At 42.9% G+C, this 26,814-nt stretch carries 25 protein-coding genes, 1 pseudogene and 1 riboswitch; of the genes and pseudogenes, 10 read left to right on the top strand and 16 right to left on the bottom strand.

Annotated elements, in window-relative coordinates:
• The first annotated feature begins 6 nt into the window (after positions 1–6).
• Both N482_RS15225 and N482_RS15220 read left to right on the top strand, forming a co-directional pair.
• On the top strand, positions 7–735 hold the full coding sequence (locus N482_RS15225) for an SDR family NAD(P)-dependent oxidoreductase (RefSeq protein WP_063377839.1): 729 nt from the start codon (positions 7–9) through the stop codon (positions 733–735).
• The gene (locus tag N482_RS15220; RefSeq protein WP_063377838.1) at positions 735–1,574 is read left to right on the top strand and encodes an amidohydrolase family protein; all 840 of its coding nucleotides are present in this window, start codon (positions 735–737) and stop codon (positions 1,572–1,574) included. The genes N482_RS15225 and N482_RS15220 overlap by 1 nt, the downstream gene beginning before the upstream one ends.
• On the opposite strand, the gene N482_RS15215 is transcribed toward N482_RS15220, so the two are convergent.
• The 5 genes from N482_RS15215 to N482_RS15195 all read right to left on the bottom strand — a co-directional run bounded on the left by N482_RS15215 (position 1,571) and on the right by N482_RS15195 (position 5,730).
• Positions 1,571–2,353: a YggN family protein gene (locus N482_RS15215; RefSeq protein WP_155730606.1), complete on the bottom strand. Its 783-nt coding sequence runs from the start codon at positions 2,351–2,353 to the stop codon at positions 1,571–1,573. The two genes, N482_RS15220 and N482_RS15215, sit on opposite strands and share 4 nt — an antisense overlap.
• Before the next feature lie 65 nt (positions 2,354–2,418).
• Positions 2,419–2,943 (bottom strand): DUF1566 domain-containing protein, encoded by a 525-nt coding sequence (locus N482_RS15210; RefSeq protein ID WP_081227977.1) that lies wholly within the window; start codon positions 2,941–2,943, stop codon positions 2,419–2,421.
• Positions 2,933–4,639, bottom strand: coding sequence for a DUF1566 domain-containing protein (locus tag N482_RS15205; protein WP_063377836.1), 1,707 nt, complete (start codon positions 4,637–4,639; stop codon positions 2,933–2,935). Before N482_RS15205 ends, N482_RS15210 begins: the two co-directional genes overlap by 11 nt.
• 33 nt (positions 4,640–4,672) lie before the next feature.
• Complete coding sequence (locus tag N482_RS15200; protein WP_063377835.1) at positions 4,673–5,005, bottom strand: hypothetical protein; 333 nt, start codon at positions 5,003–5,005, stop codon at positions 4,673–4,675.
• A 17-nt stretch (positions 5,006–5,022) separates the two neighbouring features.
• Positions 5,023–5,730 (bottom strand): DUF2982 domain-containing protein, encoded by a 708-nt coding sequence (locus N482_RS15195; protein ID WP_063377834.1) that lies wholly within the window; start codon positions 5,728–5,730, stop codon positions 5,023–5,025.
• 228 nt (positions 5,731–5,958) lie between these two features.
• Between N482_RS15195 and N482_RS15190 the strand changes: the two genes are divergently transcribed.
• From N482_RS15190 to msrA, 3 genes are read left to right on the top strand one after another with little or no spacing between them, the layout of a single operon-like run.
• Positions 5,959–7,008 (top strand): efflux RND transporter periplasmic adaptor subunit, encoded by a 1,050-nt coding sequence (locus tag N482_RS15190; protein WP_063377833.1) that lies wholly within the window; start codon positions 5,959–5,961, stop codon positions 7,006–7,008.
• A gap of 3 nt (positions 7,009–7,011) precedes the next feature.
• The gene (locus tag N482_RS15185; RefSeq protein ID WP_063377832.1) at positions 7,012–10,125 is read left to right on the top strand and encodes an efflux RND transporter permease subunit; all 3,114 of its coding nucleotides are present in this window, start codon (positions 7,012–7,014) and stop codon (positions 10,123–10,125) included.
• On the top strand, positions 10,122–10,652 hold the full coding sequence (msrA, locus tag N482_RS15180; protein ID WP_063377831.1) for a peptide-methionine (S)-S-oxide reductase MsrA: 531 nt from the start codon (positions 10,122–10,124) through the stop codon (positions 10,650–10,652). Before N482_RS15185 ends, msrA begins: the two co-directional genes overlap by 4 nt.
• A 45-nt stretch (positions 10,653–10,697) precedes the next feature.
• On the opposite strand, the gene N482_RS15175 is transcribed toward msrA, so the two are convergent.
• Entirely contained in the window at positions 10,698–12,554 is a 1,857-nt protein-coding gene (locus N482_RS15175; RefSeq protein ID WP_063377830.1) for a TonB-dependent receptor domain-containing protein, read from the bottom strand.
• A gap of 37 nt (positions 12,555–12,591) precedes the next feature.
• A riboswitch (cobalamin riboswitch) is annotated at positions 12,592–12,758 on the bottom strand.
• A gap of 85 nt (positions 12,759–12,843) precedes the next feature.
• Complete coding sequence (locus N482_RS15170; protein ID WP_063377829.1) at positions 12,844–13,326, bottom strand: YajQ family cyclic di-GMP-binding protein; 483 nt, start codon at positions 13,324–13,326, stop codon at positions 12,844–12,846.
• Between the two features lie 205 nt (positions 13,327–13,531).
• On the opposite strand from N482_RS15170, the gene N482_RS15165 reads away from it, so the two are divergent.
• Together N482_RS15165 and N482_RS15160 are read left to right on the top strand one after the other, a co-directional pair.
• Positions 13,532–13,885, top strand: coding sequence for a VanZ family protein (locus N482_RS15165; RefSeq protein ID WP_063377861.1), 354 nt, complete (start codon positions 13,532–13,534; stop codon positions 13,883–13,885).
• The gene (locus N482_RS15160) at positions 13,882–14,778 is read left to right on the top strand and encodes a ketopantoate reductase family protein (RefSeq protein ID WP_063377828.1); all 897 of its coding nucleotides are present in this window, start codon (positions 13,882–13,884) and stop codon (positions 14,776–14,778) included. Before N482_RS15165 ends, N482_RS15160 begins: the two co-directional genes overlap by 4 nt.
• 12 nt (positions 14,779–14,790) lie before the next feature.
• On the opposite strand, the gene thiI is transcribed toward N482_RS15160, so the two are convergent.
• Entirely contained in the window at positions 14,791–16,248 is a 1,458-nt protein-coding gene (gene thiI, locus N482_RS15155) for a tRNA uracil 4-sulfurtransferase ThiI (protein ID WP_063377827.1), read from the bottom strand.
• Positions 16,249–16,430: 182 nt separating this feature from the next.
• Positions 16,431–17,087 (bottom strand): TetR/AcrR family transcriptional regulator, encoded by a 657-nt coding sequence (locus tag N482_RS15150; protein ID WP_063377826.1) that lies wholly within the window; start codon positions 17,085–17,087, stop codon positions 16,431–16,433.
• A 173-nt stretch (positions 17,088–17,260) separates the two neighbouring features.
• Here N482_RS15150 and coaD point away from each other — a divergent pair, with 173 nt between their 5' ends.
• Positions 17,261–17,743 carry a pantetheine-phosphate adenylyltransferase gene (gene coaD / locus N482_RS15145; protein WP_063374452.1) on the top strand — a complete coding sequence of 161 codons (483 nt, stop codon included), beginning with the start codon at positions 17,261–17,263 and terminating at the stop codon, positions 17,741–17,743.
• Positions 17,740–19,095, top strand: a complete 1,356-nt coding sequence (locus tag N482_RS15140) for a capsule assembly Wzi family protein (protein WP_063377825.1) — start codon at positions 17,740–17,742, stop codon at positions 19,093–19,095. Before coaD ends, N482_RS15140 begins: the two co-directional genes overlap by 4 nt.
• Positions 19,096–19,136: 41 nt before the next feature.
• On the opposite strand, the gene N482_RS15135 is transcribed toward N482_RS15140, so the two are convergent.
• From N482_RS15135 to argC, 7 genes and pseudogenes are all read right to left on the bottom strand, one after another.
• A complete protein-coding gene (locus N482_RS15135) occupies positions 19,137–19,652 on the bottom strand; it encodes a hypothetical protein (RefSeq protein ID WP_063377824.1) in 516 nt (171 codons plus the stop codon).
• A 14-nt stretch (positions 19,653–19,666) separates the two neighbouring features.
• Positions 19,667–19,822, bottom strand: a complete 156-nt coding sequence (locus tag N482_RS24915) for a hypothetical protein (protein ID WP_155730605.1) — start codon at positions 19,820–19,822, stop codon at positions 19,667–19,669.
• Between the two features lie 305 nt (positions 19,823–20,127).
• Positions 20,128–21,486 (bottom strand): annotated as a pseudogene (gene argH, locus N482_RS15130) (argininosuccinate lyase); the annotation flags it as partial.
• Positions 21,487–21,501: 15 nt separating this feature from the next.
• Positions 21,502–22,710 carry an argininosuccinate synthase gene (locus N482_RS15125; RefSeq protein WP_063377822.1) on the bottom strand — a complete coding sequence of 403 codons (1,209 nt, stop codon included), beginning with the start codon at positions 22,708–22,710 and terminating at the stop codon, positions 21,502–21,504.
• 13 nt (positions 22,711–22,723) lie between these two features.
• Positions 22,724–23,644, bottom strand: coding sequence for an ornithine carbamoyltransferase (locus tag N482_RS15120; RefSeq protein ID WP_063377821.1), 921 nt, complete (start codon positions 23,642–23,644; stop codon positions 22,724–22,726).
• Between the two features lie 8 nt (positions 23,645–23,652).
• Positions 23,653–24,435: an acetylglutamate kinase gene (gene argB, locus N482_RS15115; RefSeq protein WP_063377820.1), complete on the bottom strand. Its 783-nt coding sequence runs from the start codon at positions 24,433–24,435 to the stop codon at positions 23,653–23,655.
• Between the two features lie 2 nt (positions 24,436–24,437).
• Positions 24,438–25,442: an N-acetyl-gamma-glutamyl-phosphate reductase gene (gene argC, locus N482_RS15110; protein WP_196765344.1), complete on the bottom strand. Its 1,005-nt coding sequence runs from the start codon at positions 25,440–25,442 to the stop codon at positions 24,438–24,440.
• Positions 25,443–25,610: 168 nt separating this feature from the next.
• Here argC and argE point away from each other — a divergent pair, with 168 nt between their 5' ends.
• Positions 25,611–26,795: an acetylornithine deacetylase gene (gene argE, locus N482_RS15105; protein ID WP_063377819.1), complete on the top strand. Its 1,185-nt coding sequence runs from the start codon at positions 25,611–25,613 to the stop codon at positions 26,793–26,795.
• The last annotated feature ends 19 nt before the right edge of the window (positions 26,796–26,814 follow it).

The raw sequence follows: 26,814 nt of genomic DNA, 5'->3' as shown, positions 1-26,814 counted from the left end.
AGAAATATGCAACCAGTTGCCATCATAACCGGTGGCAGCTTCGGCATTGGCAAAGCCATTGTAGAGAAGCTGCAAAGTCAAAAGTATCGGGTTTTTAACTTGGATATAGAAGCCAGTGAGCTTGGAGAACATCGCTACTGTGATGTCAGCCAAGTTGAACAAGTCCAGAAAGTCATCCAAGAGATTATTGTGGAAACAGGCCGAGTCGATGCCCTGATTTCGAATGCTGGCAAACATTTGAGTGCGACAATTGAAGATACTGATGAAGCAACATTAGATGCATTATTTGCGCTTAATGTAAAAGGCGCATATGCGGCAGTTCAAACAGTATTACCAACAATGAAGCAACAGCAAGATGGTAAAATTGTTTTCATTTCGTCGGATCAAGCCCATGTTGGCAAGCCGAACTCTTTTGCTTACAATCTGACAAAGCACGCCCTCGCCTCTATGACCAAAACCACCGCGTTAGACTACGCATCGTTTAACATTCGCGCCAATGCTGTTTGCCCAGGCACCATAGAAACGCCTTTATTTCATAATGCCATTGATAAATACTGTGCCAAAAGCGGTGCAGACAAAGCGCTTATTGTGGCAGAAGAAGCGGCGTTACAGCCTTTGGGAAGGTTAGGTCAACCAAATGAAGTAGCTGCACTGGTCGCATTCTTATTGAGCGATGATGCGGCATTTATTACCGGCAGTCTGCAAACAATTGACGGTGGTTACACGGCACGCTAATGAACATTATCGACCCTCATCTACATTTTTTCGACTTAATTAAAGGTGATTATGCTTGGTTGAAAGACAACCCACCTAATTGGCCTAATATTGAAAAGATTCGCCAAAATCATCTTCCCGATGCCTTGTGTAGCAGCACTCAGTTTAAATTAAGTGCCTGCGTCCATGTAGAAGCAGGGTTTGATAATAACAATCCACGAAGGGAGCTCGACTGGTTAAAGGAAGTCATGCCAGAGCTACTTTACAAGGCTGTCGCTTATGCTCCCATTGATGCTGAAAAAGCGGAGTTTTGTAACAAGTTAGATGCTCTATCACACACCAGCCTTGTCGCAGTTAGAGATATTACAGAAGGCTCAGATGCCGCACGCCTATTGTCTAATAATGTGGCTGATAACATTGCATTACTTCGTCAACGAGGTTGTCATTTTGAGGCACAGTTTGAATTAGTTAACCAGCCCATTGCGCAAAGGTTGTTTGATATTTATAGCGCTTTACCTAATGCGACCTTAGTCATAAACCACGCTGGGTTTATGGAGCGTTCGCAGTCGTGGCAAAGTGCTTTAGATACGTTGGCTGGCCTTAAAAACTGTGTGGTTAAATTTTCTGGTCATGAGATGCTCAATTCGCCAATGTGTTCTAAAGAACAACTTGCTGTTTTGCTCGATTCATTTGGCGAAGACAGAGTGATGTTGGCGTCGAATCACCCTGTATGCTTAATTTTGCGCAGCTTTGAGCAACAGTGGCAACATTATTTTGAGGTAGTTAGCGAAACTGCACCGAGTACATGGCAAAAACTTAGCTATGATAATGCCCAGCGAATTTATCGGTTTACATGCTAAGAGCGGATCTGTACTAAGTCGAATGCAGCTAAGCTAGGCACGATGTCTTGGAGCCTTTTCTCAGTATCATCTAATGAATTCAAGCACTCACAGTACTCATTGGCTTTTTCTTCTAACTGGTAAGCCTTTTGCTGCAATGATTTGTCGATTTCTTTAGAGATGATTTCCATTCTTTGCCCCATATCCGAGAACCGGCTCTCGATATTACCTTCTCTGGATTTAAATGCATCACCAACAGAGACCAAAATTGCCCCCAAAGATCCATGAACGGCCGAATGGATCTTTCCGCTAATTTCTTTCGTAAAAAAATCATCAATTTTGGAGAGTGATTGGGGCGCGATGAAATAGAAGTCTTCTCCACGTTTAAACTTATCCATCAAAGCCCGCTCTACATACTGGAGCTGTGTTTTAAGTACTTCAGGGTTATTGTCTGACATCCCTTCAACGACTTGTTCAATAGCACTGAGGCCTAGGTTAACACCATCAGTGGCAAGATTGACAAGCTCAGGGACTGTATCGCGGATCCCTTTAGCATACTCATGCAATACCTGAGTTTCTTGCTCGTCTAATTTGACCCATCGCCCTCGAACTAAGAGTTGATTGTCATTGTTGATCTGTACTCGGGTTTGACCATTATCGAGGATACGAATAACCGAGTCGGTGATAATTAAACCGTGGCCTAATTCAACATCACATTTCTCATCAGCATAAGCCTGCGCCGATATGCCAATGAGCAAACTGAATAACCCAGACTTAACTTTAGATATGGACAAACTCATACTACCCCCAACTTTGACACTACGAGGGTAGCAAATTTTAAATTTTAACCAAACCTATTTTTTATTTACTCGCATGCAGCATAACGCATTAAACGCACAAACGCGTCTGAAGATTTACTGCTGGAGCTGTCATTTAGACCATCTTGGAATTGATAGGTCCACGCTCTGCTTGGGTCATTAATATTGGTTGTGCTGCTCCAATAATTACCGCTATGGTTGCCTAAAAATACCGTCGCATTTATGGTTGGATCTTCGCAACTACGCTCTACAATGGACGACAGTTCTTTCACATTTGGTAATTGCCAATCATCAAAGTTTGCAACGCGGCTACTCTTGGCAGCAGACAATGCCTCTTGCCAGCTTAACTTTTGCTCTTCGTTGTCACACGTCTCACTAGTTGCGTTGTATACGAACCCAAAAGTACAACGCTGCCACATTATTTCCGTTTTTTTATCGCATACTGTGCCATCATTGTTAACAACAAAGCGAGATTCAGGTGTTGTGAAAGGTACAGATGTTTCTGTGGCACAGTCTTGAGATAGTGCAGAACCACTAAACAGTATGCACGACAAAATAAGTTTAGTTCGCATCTTCATCTCCTCGTACTAGTCTCACATAAGCCGTGTTACCTTTTGATTCATGCACCGTGTTACCGGTTGCCATATCAACAACATAGGCACTTGTCAGCTTAGCATCGATACCTTCTGTTCCGCCCACATAGGTTTGAATAGTCCAGTAATGTAAGTGATTTAATAAAGTCACATCAGGCATATTCGGGAAGAGTTCAGGATCTAAGACATGTGCACCTTGTCGGCCAAAATCGACAATACTCATTAACTCAGAGTAACTCGGCAAACGCCAAGTTCTACCACCACAATAAGGGTCACCTGCTTGCTCGTTTACCGCGCTGACTAGGTTTTTGATCCCGCAGTGATCTGAATGTGGGCACGGCACTGGATTTGGCATCACAGTATTGCTGTGAATTAAATCATCCATATCATCAGGATCTCTTACTGCCCACGTGTAGTGATTTTGGGCATTTCTGATGGAAGTATTAGGCAGAGTACCTGCGCTTGCTTCTTTAACTTCCCAAACTAGCCCAGTAATATTATCTCTTACACAACTGAACTCGGTCGCATCGTTATTCAGCTCTTTGCCATCAGCATCAAGTTTAGTAAAGTCAAAAGCTAAGTTGCCCTTGCCTTCTTTTGCAATCAATTGCGAAACACTGTCTCTTCCAAGATCTGCATCCTGGCCCGCAAAGTCATCATTACCACACGTTATTGATTCGGTATTATTAAAGCAAAGTCCTGCACCGGAGTCGTTCAAATTACTGAGTGGCTTTTTCGAAATGGTTACTTTGACTTCGTCTTCACCAGTTCTATTAGCAGAATCGGTTACGGTAACCTTAAACGTCGCCGATATGATATCGGTAATATTTGGCGCTCGAAATGTGGTCTTACACTCCGACGCATCCGTCAAAGTAATGGTTGAACCAGAACTTGTTTGCTCCCAAGTACAGTTGTACTGACCATCCACAGTTACACTGCTTGTAGCATCTAAGGTAACTTCGTCAAACTCTAAAACCTGTTGGTCAGATCCTGCATTTGCCAATACTACTTGTGAGTTTTTGGCCAATCCCACACTAGCATCAGTTGTCGCACTCCCGCCTTCATCGTCGGTGATTGTAACGCGCCAAAGCGCTGTTTGAGTTTGTGCTAGCAATGGGTGTACAAAACTTAAAGTAACAGAGCCTGTGTCTTCTACTTTAATTGTGCTGGGCCCAGATATTAGCTCCCACTTGTAGCCTACCACTTGACCATTAGAGTCAGGATCTGTTGAGTCCGCAGCAGATAAAACAATGGTATCTAAGTATTTCGAGGGTAAGGGATCCGGTGCTGTTTGCGTTATAACAGCAACAGGCAACTGGTTATTCGAAGTAATATTTACGTTTAAGGTATCACTGACTAATGCACCTGTTGTTGTAAGGTAATCGACTTTCAACACCACAACACTGTCACTTTTTACGTCCGGCGCAGCCACGGTTAACTCTTCACCAGTTTGTGGAAACCCAGCAATAGAAGGACCAGAAACAATTTGCCAATTAAACGTACCGCCCGAAGGTGAAGCTACCGCTTTGAGTGTAAACTCGTTTTTTTCTATAACGGTGACATCTTTTCCAGCATTGATGCTGGCACCTACGACCTCTTGAGCGGATCCGCCGGATCCGCCACAGCCGCTCAATGCGCTGCTAATGCCGAGTAACACGAGCGATTTTTTTAGCATTACAACTCCTAACTGACTACCCCCATTGTCATTTTAGAGGTAGCTATCTTGGTGAATACGAACAAATAACTTAGTGCCAACTTTACTGTAATCGACTTTGTATTCGCGCCCGTCTAAAGACTGAATAAATAGTAGCCTTTTTACTTCGCTGAAAACATCGGCACTTGATATTTGCACCACCTCTAAATAACGCTCTTTAGCTTCCCGACGATTTCTTGGCAACTCTTCTTTAAACGGGATTAAACCTGTTGCAGTTACCTTAATCTTGGGGTGAGTTTCCCCATTCACGATCACTAAATCGAGCTTTTTATCTTTATGGATAATGGTATTACGACCACTTTTAATAAAGGCTTTATCGAAGCTCATGTATATATCCTGTTACTTCACTTAGCGGTGGCCACTTGCTCATGCAAGTCTTTTACCACCTTTTCTGGATTTGATTTCCAGTGGTTTAAAATGTTAGCAAATTGCCAAATATCCCTGTCCAACACGTTCGCTGGCAGAATCAAATCGTAACCAGTGACGGTTTTTAAGTTTTGCATCCTATTTGCAAACATAGCCATTAAACCGGTGTAATTTCGCCTTTTGGGCGACAGATAACTGGTCTCTTCAATCAGCCATTCTGATGGACAATTGCCATTTGCGCAATGTATTTTAACAGCTTGTAAAAAAATATGCCGCTGTTCTATTAGCAGTTTCCCAGCCAAACGGGGGGTTAACTCTGCCAAAAACTCATCAATACTGTTTAGTTTAATACCTACAGCATTTAACTCAAGGTTTTCAACTCCTTGAGTCACAAAAGGGACACCGCTAGAGTGAAAGTTAGAATGAGAAACCCGCATAACTCCAAACTTATGGACATAATTCAGGGCTTCTGTACTTAGCTCAATACTATAATAAGGCTGCTGGCTTTTTAAAAAGCCCAGTAATATCGAGCATATAGCAGCAGCAGAGAATGCGAGTTCCAATACCGTAGGTGGGGTTGCCCTAAGCGTGACAAACACCATGATAATAACCAAGCACACAGCACCTGCGAGCATAAATTCAATACTGTGACGATTTGCCTGTGCACGTAAAGACACTTTATGCATAGTAAAACCACCAATAAAATATTAGCATGGCCACCAGCCAAACTAATAATTTACGTATCTGCATACACCTTTTACAGGGCTTTACTTTACTCATTTTAGTAACCTTTTAGGTACACAGTGAAAATCCCTGTTAGATTTTCGTTTAATGCACAAATATACAAGATATCCGCGATTTTCTCATTCAGGAATTTTTGTACACTAATCATCTACAAACAGTGAGATTAATTTATGCGTGCAAACCAGTCGGGCAAAGCCCTCTTTCCTACTTTCATTTTAATGCTAATCGCATTATGCGGCTATCTCTATTTCCCAGCTTCACAAGGCGAGGATACAAAGCATGTGTCCAGAACTGTTCAAGTTGCCGTTTATAAAGCCACCACACAGAATCGTTCTATTACTGCCAATGCCATTGGCTCAGCCAGAGCTAATCAAGCAATTGATATCACCAGCTCTCACAGTGACTATATCAGTGAGATTTTATTTATCGATGGTCAATCGGTCTCGCGCGGCCAAAAGCTCGTTCAATTACAAAACCAGCAAGAGTTACTGGCAGTCAAAGAGTTGACGATAAATGTCAAAGAACAACAGAGACAACTGCTACGCCTCACTGAACTTTCGAAAACACAATCAACAGCTCGCTCTCAGCTTGATGCCCAGCGCTCTAAAGTTGACGCACTATCCACACAGCTACAAGCCACTAAGTTAAAACTCTCTGAAATGGCAGTCTATGCTCCATTTAATGGCGTGCTTGGTAAGCGTTTCATTTCAGTGGGTAGCTATGTCGATGACAATACACCACTGACCACTTTAGATAACATAAGTACTATCAAAGTCGACTTTCAATTACCAGAAAAATACCTCGCGAAAATTCAACTAGGCATGCAAACATCAGTAACCAATGAGGCATATCAAGGCATCAAGTTTATCGGTCAAATATCACACATTGATCCGCGTATTGATGAAACAACGCGCAGTATACAAGTAACTGCTGACTTCGAAAACTCAGAACAACAATTGCGTCCAGGTATGTTGCTCAATGTGGCTGTGCAACTGCAACAGCTCAATGCGCTTATGTTACCAGAAAAAAGTATTATCCCTAGGCAAGATAAACACTTTGTCTATGTTGTTGAAGATAATAAAGTGCATCAGCAACAAGTTACCCTACTTAACCGATTCAAAGGCTGGGTTGCAATAGAAGGAATACAAGTGGGCCAATTGATTGTCACAGAAGGCACCACAAAAGTACGTAATGGCAGCCAAGTTACTGTGAAGGGGTAATTCGTGAAAATAACAGATACCGCAGTCAAACGCCCAGTTTTTGCCATTGTTATAAACTTACTTTTACTTACCTTTGGCATCGTGGCTTTTACTATGCTTCCGCTGCGTGAGTACCCTGATATAGAAACACCAATAGTCAATGTAAGTACCGATTATACGGGTGCTTCTGCAGCGGTTGTCGAAGCCAAAATTACGCAGGTGTTGGAAAACCGCATATCAGGCATCGAAGGGATAAAAAGTATAAATTCTTCAAGCCGAAATGGACGCTCAAATATCACCATTGAATTTAATATCGACAGAGATATCGATGCTGCGGCTAACGATGTGCGCGAACGCGTTTCTCGCGCATTAGATCGGCTTCCTGAACAAGTGCGTCCGCCAGAAGTATCCAAATCAAGTGATGATGAAAATGCCATTGCTTGGTTTGTTCTCAATAGTACGTCAATGGACACTTTACAATTATCAGATTATGCCCAGCGTTTTATTGTAGACCGTCTGGCGGTCGTAGACGGTGTATCTCGCGTCATTATCGGTGGTGAACGCAGGTATGCCATGAAAATCTGGTTAGACAGACAAGCTATGGCCGCGCGGGGCGTGACTAGCTCAGACATCGAAAATGTATTGCGAAGTGAAAATGTCGAATTACCCGCTGGCGAAATTGAATCGCAAGACCGAGACTTTGCGGTTCGGATCGCTCGTGGCTACACCACGCAAAGAGATTTCCAAAACCTCGTCATTAAGCGTGGCGAAAACGGCTACCAAATAAGACTGAGCGAAGTCGCCAAAGTATCGCTAGAAGCGCAAGATGACGAAAGTACATTTAGAGGCAATGGGATCAATATGATTGGCCTAGGCATCGTAAAACAAGCCAAAGCCAATACCTTAGATGTTGTCGACAATGTCAAAACAGAGCTTGTGACGATAAAACGAAACCTACCTGAAGGCACACAGATACAAGACAGTTATGACTCTTCGATTTTCATTCGTGAGTCGATCACTGAGGTATACCGAACGCTCGCAATCGCTATGGGTTTGGTGGTGTTGATTATTTTCATATTCTTAGGCAATGTTCGCGCTACGCTCGTTCCAGCTGTGACTGTACCGGTAGCGCTTGTCGCGACATTTATGTTTTTGTTGGCAATGGACTATTCCATCAATTTATTGACCTTACTTGCATTGGTGCTCGCTATCGGCTTAGTAGTTGATGACGCCATCGTAATGCTCGAAAACATCCACCGCCGAATTGAGCAAGGAGAACCTAGGTTACTAGCAGCATTCAGAGGTGCCCGTGAAGTCGGTTTTGCCATTATTGCAACCACCTTAGTCCTAGTGTCGGTGTTCGTTCCTCTAGTCTTTATGGATGGACGAATTGGTGCGTTGTTTAGCGAATTTGCGCTGGCAGTGAGTGCAGCCGTGATATTTTCGAGTATTACCGCCCTGACCTTATCACCAGCACTATGCTCAAAAGTGTTAAAGCAAGACCAAGAAGAAGGCCGCTTTTCTAGTTGGATGAATAGACAGTTCACACGACTTGAGTCAGCTTATAAACGAGTTTTGATTCAAAACATTCGAAGCAGGATTGCCCTTTTACTAATTTTGTCATTAACAGCAGTGGCCAGCTATGGGCTGTTCAACAAAATACCATCAGAGTTAACGCCCAAAGAAGACCGAGGCACCTTTTTCATTATGATGAGTGGCCCTGAAGGCGCAAGCTACGAGAACAATGCACAAAATATGGCCGAAATAGAACAACACCTCATGCCATATGTAGAAAACAAAGAGCTAAGCAGAGTATTAATACGCGTTCCAGGCTGGGGCGGTATGGGCGGTGTTGCTATCGTCGGCATGCCTGATTGGGACGAGCGTAAGCGTTCCACTTGGCAGGTTATGGCCGAGATAAGTGGTAAAATGCAACAAGTTACTGATGTGAGGGCCTTTGCAATCATGCGTCGGGGTATTGGTGGTGGCGGTTCCTCGCGACCCGTTGAGTTTGTACTTCAAGGTAATGACTACCAAGAATTGGCTCAATGGCGTGACAAAATCTTTGCAAGAGCAAGAAACAACCCTGGCTTAGTGCGTTTAGATCATGACTTCAAAGAGACATTTCCACAGTTCTTAATTAGCATCGATAAACTCAAAGCAGCTGATATGGGCGTGTCTACCGACGATATAGGTCGCACGCTAGAAACTATGCTTGGGCAAAGGCGTGTGACAACCTTTATTGATAGAGGGGAAGAATATGATGTCATACTCAAGGGCACCAAAGCCGATTTTACAGCACCAACGGATATTAATGATGTGTTTGTATCTTCACGCTCAGGGAGATTAATTCCTTTGGACAGCCTGATTAGCATTAAAGAAGAAGCGACCTCGGCACGCCTAAACCGATACAACCGTATGCGTTCAATCACTATCACTGCGAATCTCGCTGAGGGATATACCCTTGAGCAAGCTTTGAACTTTTTGAACCAAGTTGCTGACGAAGAAAATCTTCATGACGGTGCAATAGACTATAAAGGCGAATCTCAGCTGTTTTATGAGGGCGCATCAGCTATGACTTATGTGTTTATCTTAGCTTTGGTTGTGACTTTCTTGGTACTTGCTGCACAATTCGAAAGCTTTGTGCACCCTTTTGTGATTATGTTAACTGTGCCACTTGGGTTAATAGGCGCTATGCTTGGATTGTATTTGAGCGACAGTTCATTAAATATCTACAGCCAAATAGGTATTGTGATGCTCATCGGTCTTAGCGCAAAAAATGGTATCTTAATTGTTGAATTTGCTAATCAGTTGCGCGATAAAGGGCTCCCGTTTGAAGAGGCTATTGTTGAAGCTGCCTCTCAGCGTTTAAGGCCCATTATCATGACCTCTTTGACAACGGTTATGAGCGCAATTCCTCTTGTATTAGCAAGTGGCCCGGGTTCTGAGAGCAGGATGGTTATTGGCATTGTCATATTTGCTGGTGTCAGCTTAGCAACCATCTTAACCTTGTTTGTTATCCCAACTGCTTATAGCATATTGGCTAGGCACACTCGCTCACCAGAGCATACCGCTGCCGTACTAGATTCGCAGCATAGTGCCTATCCAATCCAAGAGCATAATGAGGGAGTAAAATGATGAGTAAAATGCAGTTAGCCACATTTGGTGGGGGTTGTTTTTGGTGTATTGACGCAGCTTTTCGCAAGGTCAAAGGGATCCACAAAGTCGTTTCTGGATACAGCGGCGGGGAGACATTAGACCCTACCTATAAAGAGATCTGTACCGGGATGACCGGCCACGCAGAAGTCGTGCAATTAGAATTTGACCCAGACGTTGTCTCGTTTAAAACGCTCTTAGCTATGTTTTTTGCACTACATGACCCAACGCAATTAAATCGCCAAGGCAACGATGTAGGCACGCAGTACCGCAGTGTTATTTTTTGTCATTCCGATGAACAAATGACTCAGGCAAAGCAGGTGATTTCTGATATTAAAGGAAGCTTTAAAGATCCCATTGTCACAGAGGTGAGTGCCATAAGCCCATTTTATGACGCTGAGCGGTATCACCAAGATTATTTCAATGAAAACCCTAACCAAGGTTATTGCAGTATTATGATTGCGCCTAAAATCGCAAAGTTTGAGCAAAACTTTGCAGACTACTTGTGATAACTAGCAAATAATGGGGCTAGCAATTGCTAGCCCCATCAGCAATTAAAACTCGACTCTTGCACCAACGTAAAGTTGACGGCCCAGTGGTTTGTAACCAAACAAACGGCTACTATCTGCCGTAAACCCAGCGCCGGCTGTAAAGTACTCTTTGTCAGTTAAGTTTTCTAAACGTGCATTCAATTCAATACCATCTAGCAATTGGTAATTTGCAGATAAGTTAAATAACGTGTATGCACTTAACGTCGTATTATAGAAATCAATCGATGGTCTATCAGAACGATAAATCATTGTTAAATTTACGTCTAGGTTGTCCCATTGCTTGGTCAGTGTGTAATTAAATGTCTTTGAAGGACGACGTGGTAAATCTTTTGGTTCACTGGTTGAGTTGTCTTTGGCATCTAACAGCGTTAGGTTTGTAGAGTGATTCAACCCAAAAGCATCAAACTGAGCACTTAGCTCAATGCCCCTCATCGTTGCTTTATCTACATTGTATGCCACATACTTTTGAGTCTCGGCATCTAGCTTATTAGAGATTAAGTTAGTAATTCGGTTTTCAAAGATTGCAACATCATATCGACCCCATGAGGACGTCACGGTTAGACCTAGCTCATTGTTTTCAGCTTCTTCCGGCTCGATATCAATGTTCGGCGCATACCAAAGACTATCAGCAACGAATGCATCATTTAAAGTTGGCGCACGAAATGCTGTGCCATGATTGAATCTGAACGCTACATTCTGATGTGGCTTTACGCCAAAGCTAGTCGTATAGGTATTAGCTCTACCATGAAATTCGTAGTCATCTGAACGTACAGCAATATTGGCTAACCACTTGCTGTCATCATAAAAAGCACCGGCAAAAATAGCCGTATTATCGCGGTCTGTCTGAGCAAACTTTGCAGTAGACTTTGATACATCTTCGCGCAAATGCGAGATCCCAGCAGTGCCTTGTAGTGATTCAATCACTTCGAAACGGGCACGATATTCAATTTCTTCACGCTCTGTGCTGTAGATATTGACAGTATCGCTTCCCATCTGAGTATTTTCTTCTTGAGAAACACTGACAGATGCATTTTGGGTTAAGCGCTCAGAGCCCTTTTGCCAAGCGACTTTGGCTGTATAGTTATCAAACTCATACTCATCGTTACCCCAATTGCTATCGTACTGCGCCTCACCTTGGCTAAATTGGCCCAAAGCCGAAAGTTCGCCATACTCTTCAAAATCATACGCTAGGTTGAAGCCGACATTTTCGTTTTCATATCCATCTCTATCGTGATTTTTACCTCTTGGCACGCTTGGATCTTTTTCAATCACATCGTAGCCATCGGTTTCTTGATACCCAAGGTTGTAGCTCAAACGCAATTTACCAGATTTAAAGTGACCGGCAGCTTGCGCTTCGACATAATTATTACTGCCCGATGTAAGTGCAATTTGGTTTGTTAGAGACTCACGCGTGATGATGTTGATGACACCCGATACCGCATCTGAACCATATATCGCTGCACGCGCACCTTTTACCACTTCAATGCGCTCAATGCTGTTTACTGGGATATTAGTAAATGAAACGCTGCCAGAATTGGCATCACTTACCCTTACACCATCGATAAGTACAAGTGTGCGCTTCATTGACGCGCCGCGTACAAAGACACTCGCGATTTGACCAAACCCGCCATTTCTTACGACATCAACACCAGGTAAAGTATTTAAGAGTGACGCAATATCGCGTACATTGCGTTTTTCAATCTGAACACGATCAATAATAGATACGCTCGCCAACGTATTTTCTATCGGTTGTTCGAATTTATTCGCAGTGACGGTGATGCGTTCAATATCTTGATTTGCAGATACGTTAAAAGAAGCCGCAGCTAGTACAGCAAGGCTTAGAGCAGATTTTTTAAACATGGTTTCCCCTACTTCGTGCCCACCGCACAAAGTTCAATCAATGAGTCTGGTTCAAGGCCGGTCTCCGGGCTCAACTACGCGAATGTAGTCCTACCGTTGCGGGGGCAGCGTTGGGTTTGCTAATACACTACAAGTGCGCACCAACTTCCCGATTATCCAATCAGCTAACAGCTGTAGCTTGGCACCTCGAAATTCAGCGCATATTGTCGGGGATTTATAGGGGGGATGTCAATGGACGTCTAGAGTTCCAGTAAGGAATTTATGCTTGGAACTCTAACTGGATCAAAGATTAATCTCTGAAGTTTTTAAACTGAAAAGGCTGGCCCAACTCAGCAGTGCGAATTAGTTGCATAACTTCTTGCAAGTCATCTCGCTTTTTACCAGTTACACGTACTTCTTCACCTTGAATTGCTGCCTGAACTTTTAGCTTTGAATCCTTGATAAGTTTGACTACCTTTTTAGCCATATCTTTATCAATGCCTTGCTTCAACGCAACTTTACGAGCAAATGTTTTACCACTGCGCTCAACGTCTTTTAGCTCAAAGCTACCAACATCCAAACCACGTTTTGCGGCTTTACCAACAACTATGTCAAACAACTGCATCACTTGCTGTTCTGACTCAGACTTTAATTGGATTACTTCATCTTTTAGTTCAATCGATGCTTCAACACCTCGAAAATCATAGCGAGTTTCTAATTCTCTGTTCGCGTTGTCGACTGTGTTTGTAGCCTCTGTCATTTCTATTTCAGATACAATATCAAAAGAAGGCATTGCTCTCTCCTCAATTCAAATTTGCCTCGAATTATAACAATGCTCTTTAGCAATAAGATACCGTTTTATTGACGAACTTATTTGTAAGCAGTTACCAGAAGCAGTGAGTAACATTTTAGGTTTAAAATTAAGCCACTTAACGTTAATCCATTTTTCAGTTTTCGATGTTATACTGGATTTCCATCAAGTTGAAGTTGGAGTGGTTGTGACAAGACGAGTATATCAAACACTTTTATTATTATTTTTGATAGCGATTACTTATCTGTTTGCGAAAGAGGTTCAGGTCCAAGGAATTCGAATCCCTCATTTGGACAAAATTGCGCACTTTGTGGTGTTCTTCGTGCTCGCATTTTTCTCTTACCATGCATTTAAATTCAAGCCATGGTTCCACATGATCTTGTTGGCCAACTACGGGGCTTGCGTTGAATGGATGCAATCTACCTTGCCTTATCGCCAAGCATCACTAGGGGATTTTATCGCTGATGTACTCGGTGCACTCAGCTACTTTATCTTACTTTGGTTAGTGCGCAAATATCGAATGCGCAGAGCTGAGCTGTGAACCAAGTTCATATTGTAGGTAGAGGTGCAATTGGGTTACTGCTTGCCAATAAACTTGCACAACACACCCAAGTGACCCTCATTACCCGTGATGATGATTTCGACGACTACCACCTCATCGACAATGAAAAGTCCCATGCAATACCTGTCAGTCAAACGACCTTTGACTCATTACGCTCGAAAATCACCCACTGTATCGTACCAGTTAAGGCTTATCAACTCTCCCAAGCTTTACACGCACTGGCACCCCACTTACATGATGATGCAAACATTATACTTAGCCACAACGGCATGAGTGATGTATCTGAAATCATCCAATCACTCAAAACTAACCAGGCACTGTATTTTTTAACTACCTCAATGGGAGGCATGAAACCGCTTGCCAATACCGTTAAGTACACAGGGGCTGGGCTAACTCAGATAGGTGCCTGTAATCAAATTGCACAAGCTCGCCTGCCAAGCTTATTCCAAGGACTCATTCAGCCTTGTCTGTCTCAGGCACAACCCGTTGATGACATCAATGAAATACGCTGGCAAAAGCTGTGTGTCAACATTGCCATCAATCCACTTAGTGCGCTGTTACAGTGCAAGAATGGAAAGCTTCGTGCTCCAGCATATGCAAGACAAGTTCTTTCTCTTCTTAATGAGGCTTGCTTTGTCGCTGGGCTTGACGGCGTAGAGTTAAAGTTATCTTCAGAGTTAATGCGTGCATATCAAGTCATGAAACTAACTGCGGAAAATAACTCCTCCATGGCACAGGATATTAAGATCGGACGACGCACTGAAATAGATGCGATATGTGGGTTTATTGTCTCTAGAGCCAACAGACATGGAGTCAGCGTGCCAGAGAACGAATGGATGTGGCAACAAATAAAACGAAAAGAGCGGGCATAAGCCCGCTCTTTACTATGGTCTGTATACCTTTACTTTGGTAAAGCCGTTTTCGTGTAGGATCAGCGCTTGAAGCTGACTCATTACGCCTTTGCTACAATACAGGTAGTAGTCTTTGTCCTGAGGTAAGTCACCGAATTTCGTCGCGAGACGGAAGAACGGTAAGTGGATCACCTCAATGTTCTCAAGCTCAAATGGATCTGCGTCTTCTTCTTCGGGGGATCGAATATCCACAACAACCGCATTAGCAGGAAGCTCAGAGACATTTTCTGCTTCTTTCACTTCTTCTTTAGCTTCTTCTTCTATTTCACGAATATCTTTTATTGTTGCGTTATTCACCACTGTATCTAAAACATCAAAGTCAAAATTGGCTTCTTCTGCTTCGATTTTTTCTAGAACAGCTTTAACTGTAGGTTTCTTAGAGATGACGCCACAATACTCGGGCATCGCTTCAGCCATCTCGCATGTGCCAATCTCTCTGGCAATACGAATGATCTCTTCTTTGTCATGTTGAATGAGAGGTCGTAGGATCAAGGTCTCTGTCACTCTATCAATCACACTCAAATTAGCCAATGTTTGGCTTGATACTTGACCAATGCTTTCGCCGGTAACCAGCGCCTGTATACCTAACTTTTGAGCAACCGAACTACCCGCTCGCATCATCATACGCTTTAGTACGACGCCCATTTGGCTATTTTCTACGTTTTCCAGAATTTCAGCCACAACAGGTTCAAAATCAACTGTAATGAACTTAACGCGGTGTGTTGAGCTATATTGTTTCCACAAATAATGACTGACTTGTTTTACGCCGATCTCATGAGCAGCTCCACCTAAGTTAAAAAACAAGAAGTGCGTTCGAGCGCCTTTTCTAATCATTTGATATGTGGCGACGCCAGAATCAAAACCACCCGAAACCAATGATAAAACATTTTCTTGAGTAGGAAGCGGGAATCCACCTAGACCACGGTGTTGGCTTCTTACGATATAGGCAAACTGATCTTTGATTTCTATCTTTACAGTTTCTTGCGGCTTACTTAATTTAACGCTAGCTGACTCAACATTTTGATTCAAACCACCACCTACATAGCGCTCTACATCGCTAGAGGTAAAATCATGCTTACCTTGACGTTTCACCCTAACGCAAAACGTTTTGTTTTTAATCTGCTCTTTTACCAGTGGTAAGGTATGCTGGTAAATATCGTCAAGCGTTTCAAAGCGCTCTTCTTGTACTTCAAGAAATAACACGATACCCGGCACGCGTTTTAAGCCATCAATCAAAGCCAAGCGCGTATCTTCATCACCGAGCTGACTCACAACTGTAATGTTGTCCCAGTTGTTTTTTACTGTTATAGCTTCGTCAATGCGACCCAGCAGCAACTTGATGTTTTTTTCCAAAATTTTTGTAAAGCGCTTTCGCACCGATTTGCTTTTAATAACAATTTCAGGGTGGAGCTTGACGATAAATTTAAGCATAAGAAGTCACTCATTGGTGTGAAACTACAAACGTACTAAACGTCCAATCATTTTAAGGCGCGGGATTATAACAAACTTATTAAAGACTAGGAAATAAACAATCGGATTGACAACTTTGTATGCAACATACATATACAGGGGCAATGTCACAACACGCCCCATTCGCTTGCAGCAATAACAGGTTACGCGATACTGGGTAAAGTCGTATCTGCTTGCTCTTGGTAATAATCTCTTAATTGCGCGATTTTTTCTCGACTTAAATCAGTGGAGTAAGGCTTAAACAACATAAGAACTTTGACTATGCCATTGTATATATCTTTCTGTTCAAGCACCCCTGTCATTCTGCGCGCTTTGACATAAGGTGTCCAAAAACTCACCACCATTTTCAACATATGAGCTAACTCGTCCGTATCAGTATCTTCAATATCGATAACGCCAGCGTCGCGTAGTCCGACGACAACCGCTTTTACTTGCTCAAATAAGTGTGCTTGAAACTCAATATAATCATTTTTCAGCACTTTATCACGTGCCAATATATCCGTTAAATTGTCGTAGAAGAAGTGGTAACGCCACATCAGTTCGAACAAAGAGTCAAGGTACTGGGTAAGCTGCTCAAGTGGCTCATGTTCAATACTAAGCGGCTTAAAGTGCGTTCTTAAGTGCTCACTATATAGGGAAAAAATATGCCGAATAATGTCTTCTTTATTTTTAAAGTGATAATACAAATTGCCAGGGCTTATTCCCATGTTAGAGGCAATATGGTTAGTTGTTATTGCTCGCTCCCCATGCAGATTGAACAACGCAATGCTCGTACGAATTATTTTTTCCTTGGTATTCATATCCAACTCTCTTTACACGCTTAATTGAATTAGTGGGTTCACTTGCCCGCTTGGTTATCTGAAAATAGCACTAAACATATACAAGGTTAAATGAGCAAATTTGAAAGCAGACCAGTGAATTTGATTGTGAAGCTTGCTAACATAGCAAAAATTTTTTGCGTTGCAACAATTCCATGAAAGTAATAGCTCTCTATCCAGGTACATTCGACCCACTGACCAATGGACATTCAGATCTTATCAAACGTGCTGCAAAAATGTTTGATACTGTGTTACTCGCCATTGCCCACAACCCATCTAAAAAGCCATGTTTTACACTAGATGAACGTGTTGAGCTGGCTGAGCAAGTCCTTGGTGATATACCGAATGTTAAAGTCATTGGATTTTCAGGTTTATTAGTCGACCTGGCCAAAGCACAAAATGCCAACGTCCTTATCAGGGGGATCCGCGCAGTCTCTGACTTTGACTATGAATTTCAATTAGCGAACATGAACCGCAGACTTTATCCTCAATTGGAAAGCGTATTTTTAACGCCTTCGGAGAGAAACTCATTCATTTCATCAACACTGGTTAAAGAAGTGGCGCTTCATCACGGCGATGTTAGCGAGTTTGTTGACCCTATCGTTGCTAGTGCACTTGTGGAGAAGCTACATAAATGAAACTTAGACCTATAACGGTTGCTTGCCTGTGCGTAATGTCTTTACAAGTAAACGCAAGCCCATGGATCTCAGCACAAGATAGCGCAACCAAGCACTCTATTGATCTCCTTGTTAGCTATGGACTAATTAACCGCCCCGTCAATCAATACCCATTACTATGGCAAGGTATTGCTTATGACTTGAGCAAAATTTCTCCGGACATGCTAACTGAGCAAACAGCATTTGCGGTCAACCATTTACGCCACACCCTAAATACCGATAAAAGGGCCATGCGTTCAGGGGTTAAAGCACACTATAATAGTGAGCCTGGCATAAAATCAGGTATGGGAGAAAACACCCGAGCAAAATCAGGAATTCAATCATTTGGAGAGCTGACAGGCAGCAATGTCAGTGCCCGCGTACAAGTCAATTATGCAGATGACGGATTAGATGGCAAACACGTTAACTATCATGGTAGTCATGTCGCAGTGCTGCTGGGGGACTGGGCCTTAAGTGCCGAGCGATTAGACTACTGGTGGGGCCCTGGTAATGAAACAGCCTTACTTCTTTCAAACAATGCGCCTCCAATGAAAGCTGTAAGGTTAAGCAGGGCAAATACAAATTACAGCGGCCCAAGTTTCTTATCTTTTATCGGCCCTTGGCAAATTACCGCCATTGCAGCAAGGCAGCAGCCTGCCAAAGAAGAAGGTGATTTTTGGGGTGCACGCTTTTCAGCATCACCTTTGCAAGGTTTAGAGATAGGCTTTGCAACCACTGGCAGTGATTTTATCTACTCCACTCAAGACAATTCTAAAAAGATTAAAAAACAACGCCTCACTAGCGTAGACTTTAAGTACTCAACAGTAATAAATAACCAACCTATCGCTGTTTATGGTGAATACACAGGCGACAATGAATCTGGTGCGTTGCCAGACCAACCTTTGTTTACCGTTGGTCTAGAAAGTTTTTGGTCCCAAAAAGACAGCAGGACAAAAGCCTACATTGAATACAGCGATACAATTACAGACTGCCAGACACAAACGTTCAATTTTCAGTGCAACTTTCAAACCCCAGGTAGTGGTTCTGATTATACCGAACGAGAGCAATGGCTCGGAGCTTCGATTGGCCCACAAGCTAAAAGTTTAACCATTGCTGCTGACTATTTTCAAACGAATGGTGTGGGCGGTTATACCAAATTTAAACGCTCGGAGTTTGAAGCTTTGCAACTTGACCGAACATTATTAGAGGTTGGGTATCAACAAGGTGTGTTTAATGGGTTAATGAAAGCCAGTTTTAGTTTCTGGCAAGACAAAACACCACAACAAAGCGAAACAGAACACGCGTTTACGTTTAGTTGGGAGTATCAATACTAACGTCTGATAGGCTGCCGAGCGGTATAACCCTAGCAATTAAATTATGCAGCAGCCTTATCTCGCCCTAACTTCCTTGTGATAAGTTGAATACCGAGTAAATCTCGATTTAAGATAACAACACCCACCATAATTAAATCGATTACATTTACCGTTGTCGAATAGAAATACCATAATCCCCAAGGTTGGTAGTTTCCTAGTAAATGGGAATCGACAAACATAGCCAGAAAAAGGGCTGAGTTAATCATCAACCCAAGACAACAATATACAATAACAGGCTGAACTTTTTCGCGCTTAAATAAAATTTGCCGCGCAATCAACAAACAAACAATCGTGATCACGTCATATGCTAGTAAGACGCCAAAATCACTCGAGTGAAATTGTGTTGATAAAGAAAGGTCGCTTATACCATAAGATGTTGCCAATATAACGGAGCAAGACAGGGTTTGTAAATTTTTATTAATGGCAAGCACATAAAAAAATATGTTCATTAAACTTGCCATGACGAAGCCCCAAATAACAAGGGCTCCGATACTTAATCCGAAATAATCGTATGCCATTAGCTGTATTACAGTTAGCCCCCATGCGGCGGTTTGGGGTAAATTCCACTACCGCGAGAGCCTGTAACTGCTCTTAAATTTGCTTCACTTTCAATAACATTATCAGAAAGCACCTTAGCTTTGCTAGTACTATTAGATGAATTGGTACGCTTACGCTTAAAAATAGACATTGTTTTCCCTTTATAAATATTAAGGCTATTTTATCATATGAAATAATTCATACGGATAGCTATATTGATGGGTAATACACTGCAATACCCAGGCCACATGATATATAAAAAAAACAAAAAGTTCACCTAAGTTAAAAAACACAAACATGTTTATAAAACGCACTAAAAACAACTCACCATACAACCACGATAAGAGCTGGCCTGCTCGAAAATAAAAGGCCCCGCAGATAAGTCATTTCTCAAATTAAGAACACTTATAGCGGCACCTTATAATTTTGTGCAATGTCAGGGGGGAATCCTCAAGACTTTGTAAACTCAAGCGCTTTTTTGACTTGCGGCAAAGATGTGCCGCCCAATGCTTGTCGCGCAGAAATACATGCGGCAATTTCTAGCCGCGGATAAACATCTTCTTCAATTTGTGGACAAATGCTTTGGAATTCGTCAAGCGTAAGCTCTTCGAGGTTTTTACCTTGCGCAATGGCTTGTTGTACCATTTGACCCACAATATGATGCCCTTCTCTGAATGGGATGTTTTTAGCGACGAGATAATCTGCAAGCTCAGTGGCATTTGCATGACCACCTTTAGCAGCTGCTAATGTCGCTTCACCATTAACCTTGACACCTTTAATACACGCTTGTGCCATATGAAGAGATGCAATCCAAGTAGGTAAAGCGTCAAACAAACCCTCTTTGTCTTCCTGCATATCTTTGTTATAGGCTAGAGGCAATGCTTTTAATGTCATCATCATGGCACTAAATGCCCCGAAAACACGACCCGTTTTTCCACGGATCAGCTCTAATGCATCAGGGTTTTTCTTTTGCGGCATCAGTGATGACCCAGATGTAACGTTGTCCGATAACTCAATAAACCCTGATTCACCACTGTTATAAAAAATCATGTCTTCAGCCAACCGAGAAAGGTGCATCATAGATATTGACGCGCAACTAAGTAATTCCACGACGAAGTCTCTATCTGAAACTGCATCTAAGCTGTTACGTGTAGCATTTCTAAAGCCCAACTCTTGCGCAAGTTTCTCTCTGTCGATTGGATACGCTGTACCAGCTAAAGCTCCACTCCCTAACGGGCACTCATTTAGTCTATCTATCGCGTCGGCTAAGCGCGATTTATCACGCTCGAGCATTTCAACATAAGCGAGACACCAGTGACTGAATAACACAGGTTGAGCTCGTTGCAAGTGGGTGTAACCTGGTAAAATCGTACCTAATTCACGCTCCGCTAACGCAACAAACTCTGTTTTTAAATCTTCAATCGCTTGCATTACCTGTAGCGCGGTTTGGCGGCTCCAGAGGCGAAAATCAGTGGCGACTTGATCGTTACGGCTACGTCCTGTGTGTAGTTTTTTCCCTAATTCCCCCACCTTTTCTATCAATTTTGCCTCAACATATGAGTGGATATCTTCATAGCCACTGTTTGCAATTTGCTGAGGTGCTTGCTTGGCTTCCTCTAGTAACGCACTTAAACCACTTATTACCGTGTCACACTCATCATGTGAGAGCACTTCAACTTGCTTCAATGCACCAGCCCATGCGATTGAGCCAATAATATCTTGCTCAACTAGCTGATAATCAAACGGCAAAGAATCATTAAACTGCTTAAATGCTTCATCTGGTCCTGTAGAGAAACGACCTCCCCATAATGCCATTATCTTACTCCTCTACTACGATTTCTGTTTATTCAGCGCTGCAATACGGCTTGATAATGAGAACAAACGAATGAATCCCTCAGCATGAGATTGGTCGTAAACATCATCTTCTCCAAATGTCGCAAAGTCTTCACTGTAAAGACTATTTGTAGACTGCTTCTGTACAGCTGTAACTTGGCCTTTGTATAGCTTTAATACAACCTCCCCGGAGGCTGGTACCGCCAAAGCCTGTGCAGCAGCTAAAATGGAGTCTTTCAGTGGCGTAAACCAGCGCCCGTCATAAACCAAATGAGAAAACTCGCTAGAGAGCGTTTCTTTCCACTTGCGGCTTGATTTATCTAGCACTAATTCGTCAATTGCTTGAAGTGCAGCCATGATCACAGTGCCTCCCGGCGTTTCATAGCAACCTCTGGACTTCATGCCGACTAGACGGTTTTCAACAATATCAACACGTCCAACACCGTGTGCAGCGGCAATATCATTGAGCTTCACTAAACATTGATATGGACTATAACGCTCTCCATTAACAGCAACGACTTGCCCCTGTTCAATGGATAAGGATACAAATTCAGCTTGATCTGGCGCTTGCTCTGGGGAAGTTGTTAAAGTCCAGACTTGATCGCTTGGCTGATTCCATGGGTTTTCAAGCTCGCCACCTTCATGAGAAATATGCCAAATGTTTGCATCTCGGCTGTAAATCTTCGTCGCAGATGCTGAACAAGGAATTTGTCTCTGAGCCAGGTAGTCCAATAGCGATTCTCGACTGGATAACTCCCATTCCCGCCAAGGTGCAATCACATGAAGATCTGGGGCCAGTGCGGAAAAGCAAGATTCAAATCGAACTTGGTCATTACCTTTACCTGTACACCCATGTGACAAAGCATCAGCCCCGACTTTACGAGCGACCTCTACTTGGGCTTTAGCAATAATAGGACGTGCCATAGAAGTACCCAGTAAATAGGTGCCTTCATACACCGCACCAGTTTGCAAAGTGGGGTAAATATAATCGCTTACAAGCTCTTCTTTTAAATCTACGATGTGGCATTCACTCGCACCTGAAGCAAGCGCTTTTTCTTCTACACCAGCCAGCTCCTCTTCACCTTGACCGACGTCGGCGACGAATGCGACCACTTCGCAACCGTAATGTTCTTTTAACCAAGGCACGATTGCAGACGTATCCAAACCACCAGAATACGCTAGTACTACCTTTTTCACTTCGCTCATAACTTTGAAACCTTTATTTAAATTGGTTGTTTAACAAGGTAACCAGTAGCGCATTCTGGGCATGCATCCGGTTCTCTGCTTGTTGAATAATTTTTGACTTATCGTCATCCATAACCGTAGAAGTTATTTCATACTCTCGGTGTGCTGGTTGGCAATGTAGTATGGTTTGAGCACCAGTTTGCTCCACCAACTGTTGATTTATTTGGTAGGGCATAAACACCTCTTTGGCTTGCTCCAAAGTAACGTTACTGCCCATAGATACCCAAGTATCCGTGTACAAAATGTTCGCGCCTGCTGCGGCCTCTACGCGGTCGCTTACCATGATACTGGCACCATTTACCGCTGCTATTTGCTCTGCTTGCTTCACTATTTGCGCATCTGGCGAATGGCCTTTCGGACAAACAGAGACAAAGTCTGTCCCTAAACATGCGGCTAATAGCATGAGCGAGTGAGTCACATTATTTCCTTCACCAAGATAAGCGAGCTTCAAGCCGCTTACATCGCCGTATACTTCCTGTATCGTCATGAAATCAGCTAACGCCTGACAAGGGTGGTATAGGTCACATAAGCTATTAACCACCGGAACTGATGCATACTCAGATAAGGTTGTCAGTGTACTATGGTGATTTACTCGAGCTACAATGGCATCAGCCCACGTTGAAATATTCAACGCAAAGTCTTTGACTGACTCCCTGCTGCCCATCGCCCCGTTTTGTTGATCCAAGTAAACTGCGTGACCACCTAATTTATGAATACCAATATCAAAGGACAAGCGAGTTCGCAAACTGGGCTTTTCAAATAAAGTTACAACGGATTTTCCCGCTAAAGCTTGAGCAAAATCCTGAGGCTGAGCTTTTATTTGATGCGCGAGAGAAAGCAGTTTAAGTAGCGCAGCTTGGTCAAACTCCAAGCCATTAATAAATACATTTTCCATTATTTTTCCTAAGGTAAAATTTGAGTTCCGACATGTTCGCCTTTGATTAAGGCGACTAAATTTTCTGGCTTTTGCCAGCTGGAAATGTATACACCCCGTCGTAAATGTTGGGCAGCGTGAAGACTGGTCTTAACTTTGACCTCCATCCCGCCCACAATAACCTTCTCATCGATTAGCGTAGAAATTTGACTTGCGTCTAAGGTGTGTAATGGCTGCTTTTGCGCATCTAAAACCGCTTCTACATCAGTCATTAAGATAAGCTCACCATTAATAGTTTGCGCAATGGCTGCAGCAGCTTCATCTGCATTAACATTGTACAGTGCGCCATTTTCACCAATGCCAACAGAACTCACTAAAGGGATCCGACCAAATTTCAATAATTGCTCAAGCAAACCAAGGTCTTCCTCAGCGTAACAAGTCCCTACTTGCCCAAGTGCCTTAAGCTTTTGTTTAGTCATCAGCCCAGCTTCAAAGAGACAGGTGCCAACCGGCTTCAAACCCGCCACAATTGCTTGCCCCATTAATTGCTTATTTGCACACCCTGCCAGTGCGCCAACAATGTATGGCATTTGCTCTTTTGGGCTTATTCTGAGCCCTTGATGCTTTGCAGTTGCAAATCCAGCATCTTGTAACCAGCTATCAACCAAAGCACCACCGCCATGCACAATGACAAATTGCTTACCCTCTTGTTCACTCACGTGGGCCAGTACTTTAAACAACTCAAGCGCTGCTTGCTCAGTATTAAGTACAGCGCCACCCACTTTAACTACCCATATTTGCTTGTCGCTCATGATCAATCCTTTAATCCTTTAGTCGCATCGAAACCACTGACAATATTCATACACTGTAAAGCCTGACCAGCAGCACCTTTAAGTAAATTATCAATTGCAGCTATGACAATGAGTTGCTTTCCCTGTTGTTGCCAACCAATGTCAACATAAGGAGTGCCAGCGACCCCTTTGATTGAAGGCAGCGCGCTACCCTTCAACCGGATGAGCGGTTCTTCGGCAAGGCTTTGATAAGCAGCAGTAACATCACTTTCAGTAACATTATCGGCAAGCTGAACATAGATCGTTTCGAGAATACCACGAGAAAAATTACCTAAATGTGGCGTAAACAAAACTGGGTGATCTAAATACTGCGTTATCTCTGGACCATGACGATGATTGAATAATCCGTAAGGTGATAGCGAAACTTCACAAAACTGCGTCTTAAGCGCGGCCTTTCTCCCTGCGCCAGTAACACCTGAAACAGCATTGATAATGATTTGCGCATCAGCAATTAACCCCGCGTTTTTTAAAGGCTTGAGTGCATTGAGTGCAGCCGTAGGATAACAGCCAGCAACAGCAATCAGCTGCGCTTGCTTAATGCCTGCGTGATTCCACTCTACAAGTCCATACTGTGCTTGTTCGAGTAACTCTTGATGGGCATGCGCAAACCCGTAATATTGCTCGTAGAGTGACGAGTTAGCTAACCGAAACCCGCCCGATAAATCAAATACCTTCACGCCTAAATCGAGAAACTTCGGCGCCAAGTCCACGCTGACTTTATGATCTGTACACAAGCAGACGTAATCCGAAACAGCTGAGATTTGCTCAAAACTTTCTTCATTCAAAGGCTGCAAAGTAATGTCCAGCAACCCAGCATGTTCCGGGTACAACTCACTGAGCTGCTTACCCTTATCCAAGCTTTGTTGAGAAACAAAACACCCTTTTAAACAAAATAGGGGGTGGTTGGCTAATAATTGGGCTAATTCTGCACCACTATATCCACTGGCGCCTATAATAGAAACATTCAACATCGATAACTCGTTTATTTGATTAAGTAGGGGGTCAAATTTGCTAAAGATGAAATGTTCGTCGCATTTGCCAACCCTCAATAATTATTCTTTAAAAATGAATTGATATTCATACTAAACAAGTATAAATTTTTATGCAACATCTTTGAATAAATATTTTGGAGTATTATGCCTCTTCCCAGCTTTATTGATATGTACAAAAACCTCATTGAACTGCCATCAATTAGTGCAATTGATAAGCGCTTAGATCAAAGTAACAAAGCTGTTATCGAGACTTTGGCAACTTGGTGTCGCGAACTTGGATTTACTGTAGAAATCTCGGAACTTGAAAATGCTCCAGGTAAATTTAACTTGCTTGCGAAACGCGCTCCACTCAATGAACCTGCAACTGCTGGTGGTCTTATGCTAGCAGGACATACCGATACCGTGCCATACGACGACACGAGATGGAGTTCAGATCCATTTAAATTAAGTCAAAAAGAGAATAAGCTCTATGGTCTCGGCGCTATTGATATGAAGGGGTTTTTCGCTTTTGTGCTTGAGGCTGTTGCACAGCTTGAGCACGCAAAACAAAAGTCAACTGTCTTGATATTAGCTACTGCGGATGAAGAAACAACCATGGCGGGTGCTCAACAGGTAGCCAAACACCAGCAACTAAAACCTGACTATTGCGTCATTGGCGAGCCTACCGATATGGTACCTGTGTTTACACATAAAGGTCATATGAGCAGTGCTATTCGTATTACTGGGCGCTCGGGACACAGCTCAGATCCTGATCGCGGTTTAAACGCCATCGAGATCATGCAACAAGTCACATCTAGGCTGTTACAACTAAAAGAAGAATTAAAGAATAAATATTCAATAGAGCATTTTTCTGTACCCTACCCCACTCTCAATTTAGGACATATTCATGGTGGGGACAATGCAAACAGGATCTGTGGCTGTTGCGAACTTCATATCGATATCCGCCCACTGCCAGGTCTAAGTATTGTAGAACTCCAGCAAATGCTGCTAGCAGCCATTCAACCTATTAATGAACAATACCCACGGAGTGTTGATGTCATCGACCTCCATGATCCGATCCCCGCATTTAATGGTAAACCGGACAGCGGCCTAATAAAACTTGCTGAGAAGCTCTCGGGCCAAAAAGCGATTGCGGTAAACTACTGCACTGAAGCGCCGTTCTTGCAACAGCTAGGGTGTGAAACCTTGGTCATGGGCCCAGGCTCCATAATTCAAGCCCACCAGCCTGATGAACATTTAGAGATGGAAAAAATCAAACCAAGCCAAAAGATAATCACCGATTTGATCCATAAATGTTGTTTTGAAGAAAAACAAAAAGCCAGCTCTTAGCTTAATGCCGATCAGTTAA

Origin of the sequence: Pseudoalteromonas luteoviolacea NCIMB 1942, assembly GCF_001625595.1 — a bacterium.
In the GTDB taxonomy this organism is placed as follows: Bacteria; Pseudomonadota; Gammaproteobacteria; order Enterobacterales; family Alteromonadaceae; genus Pseudoalteromonas; species Pseudoalteromonas luteoviolacea_A.
Note: the sequence above shows the minus strand (reverse complement) of the source record. Positions and strands in the feature narration are given on the sequence as shown.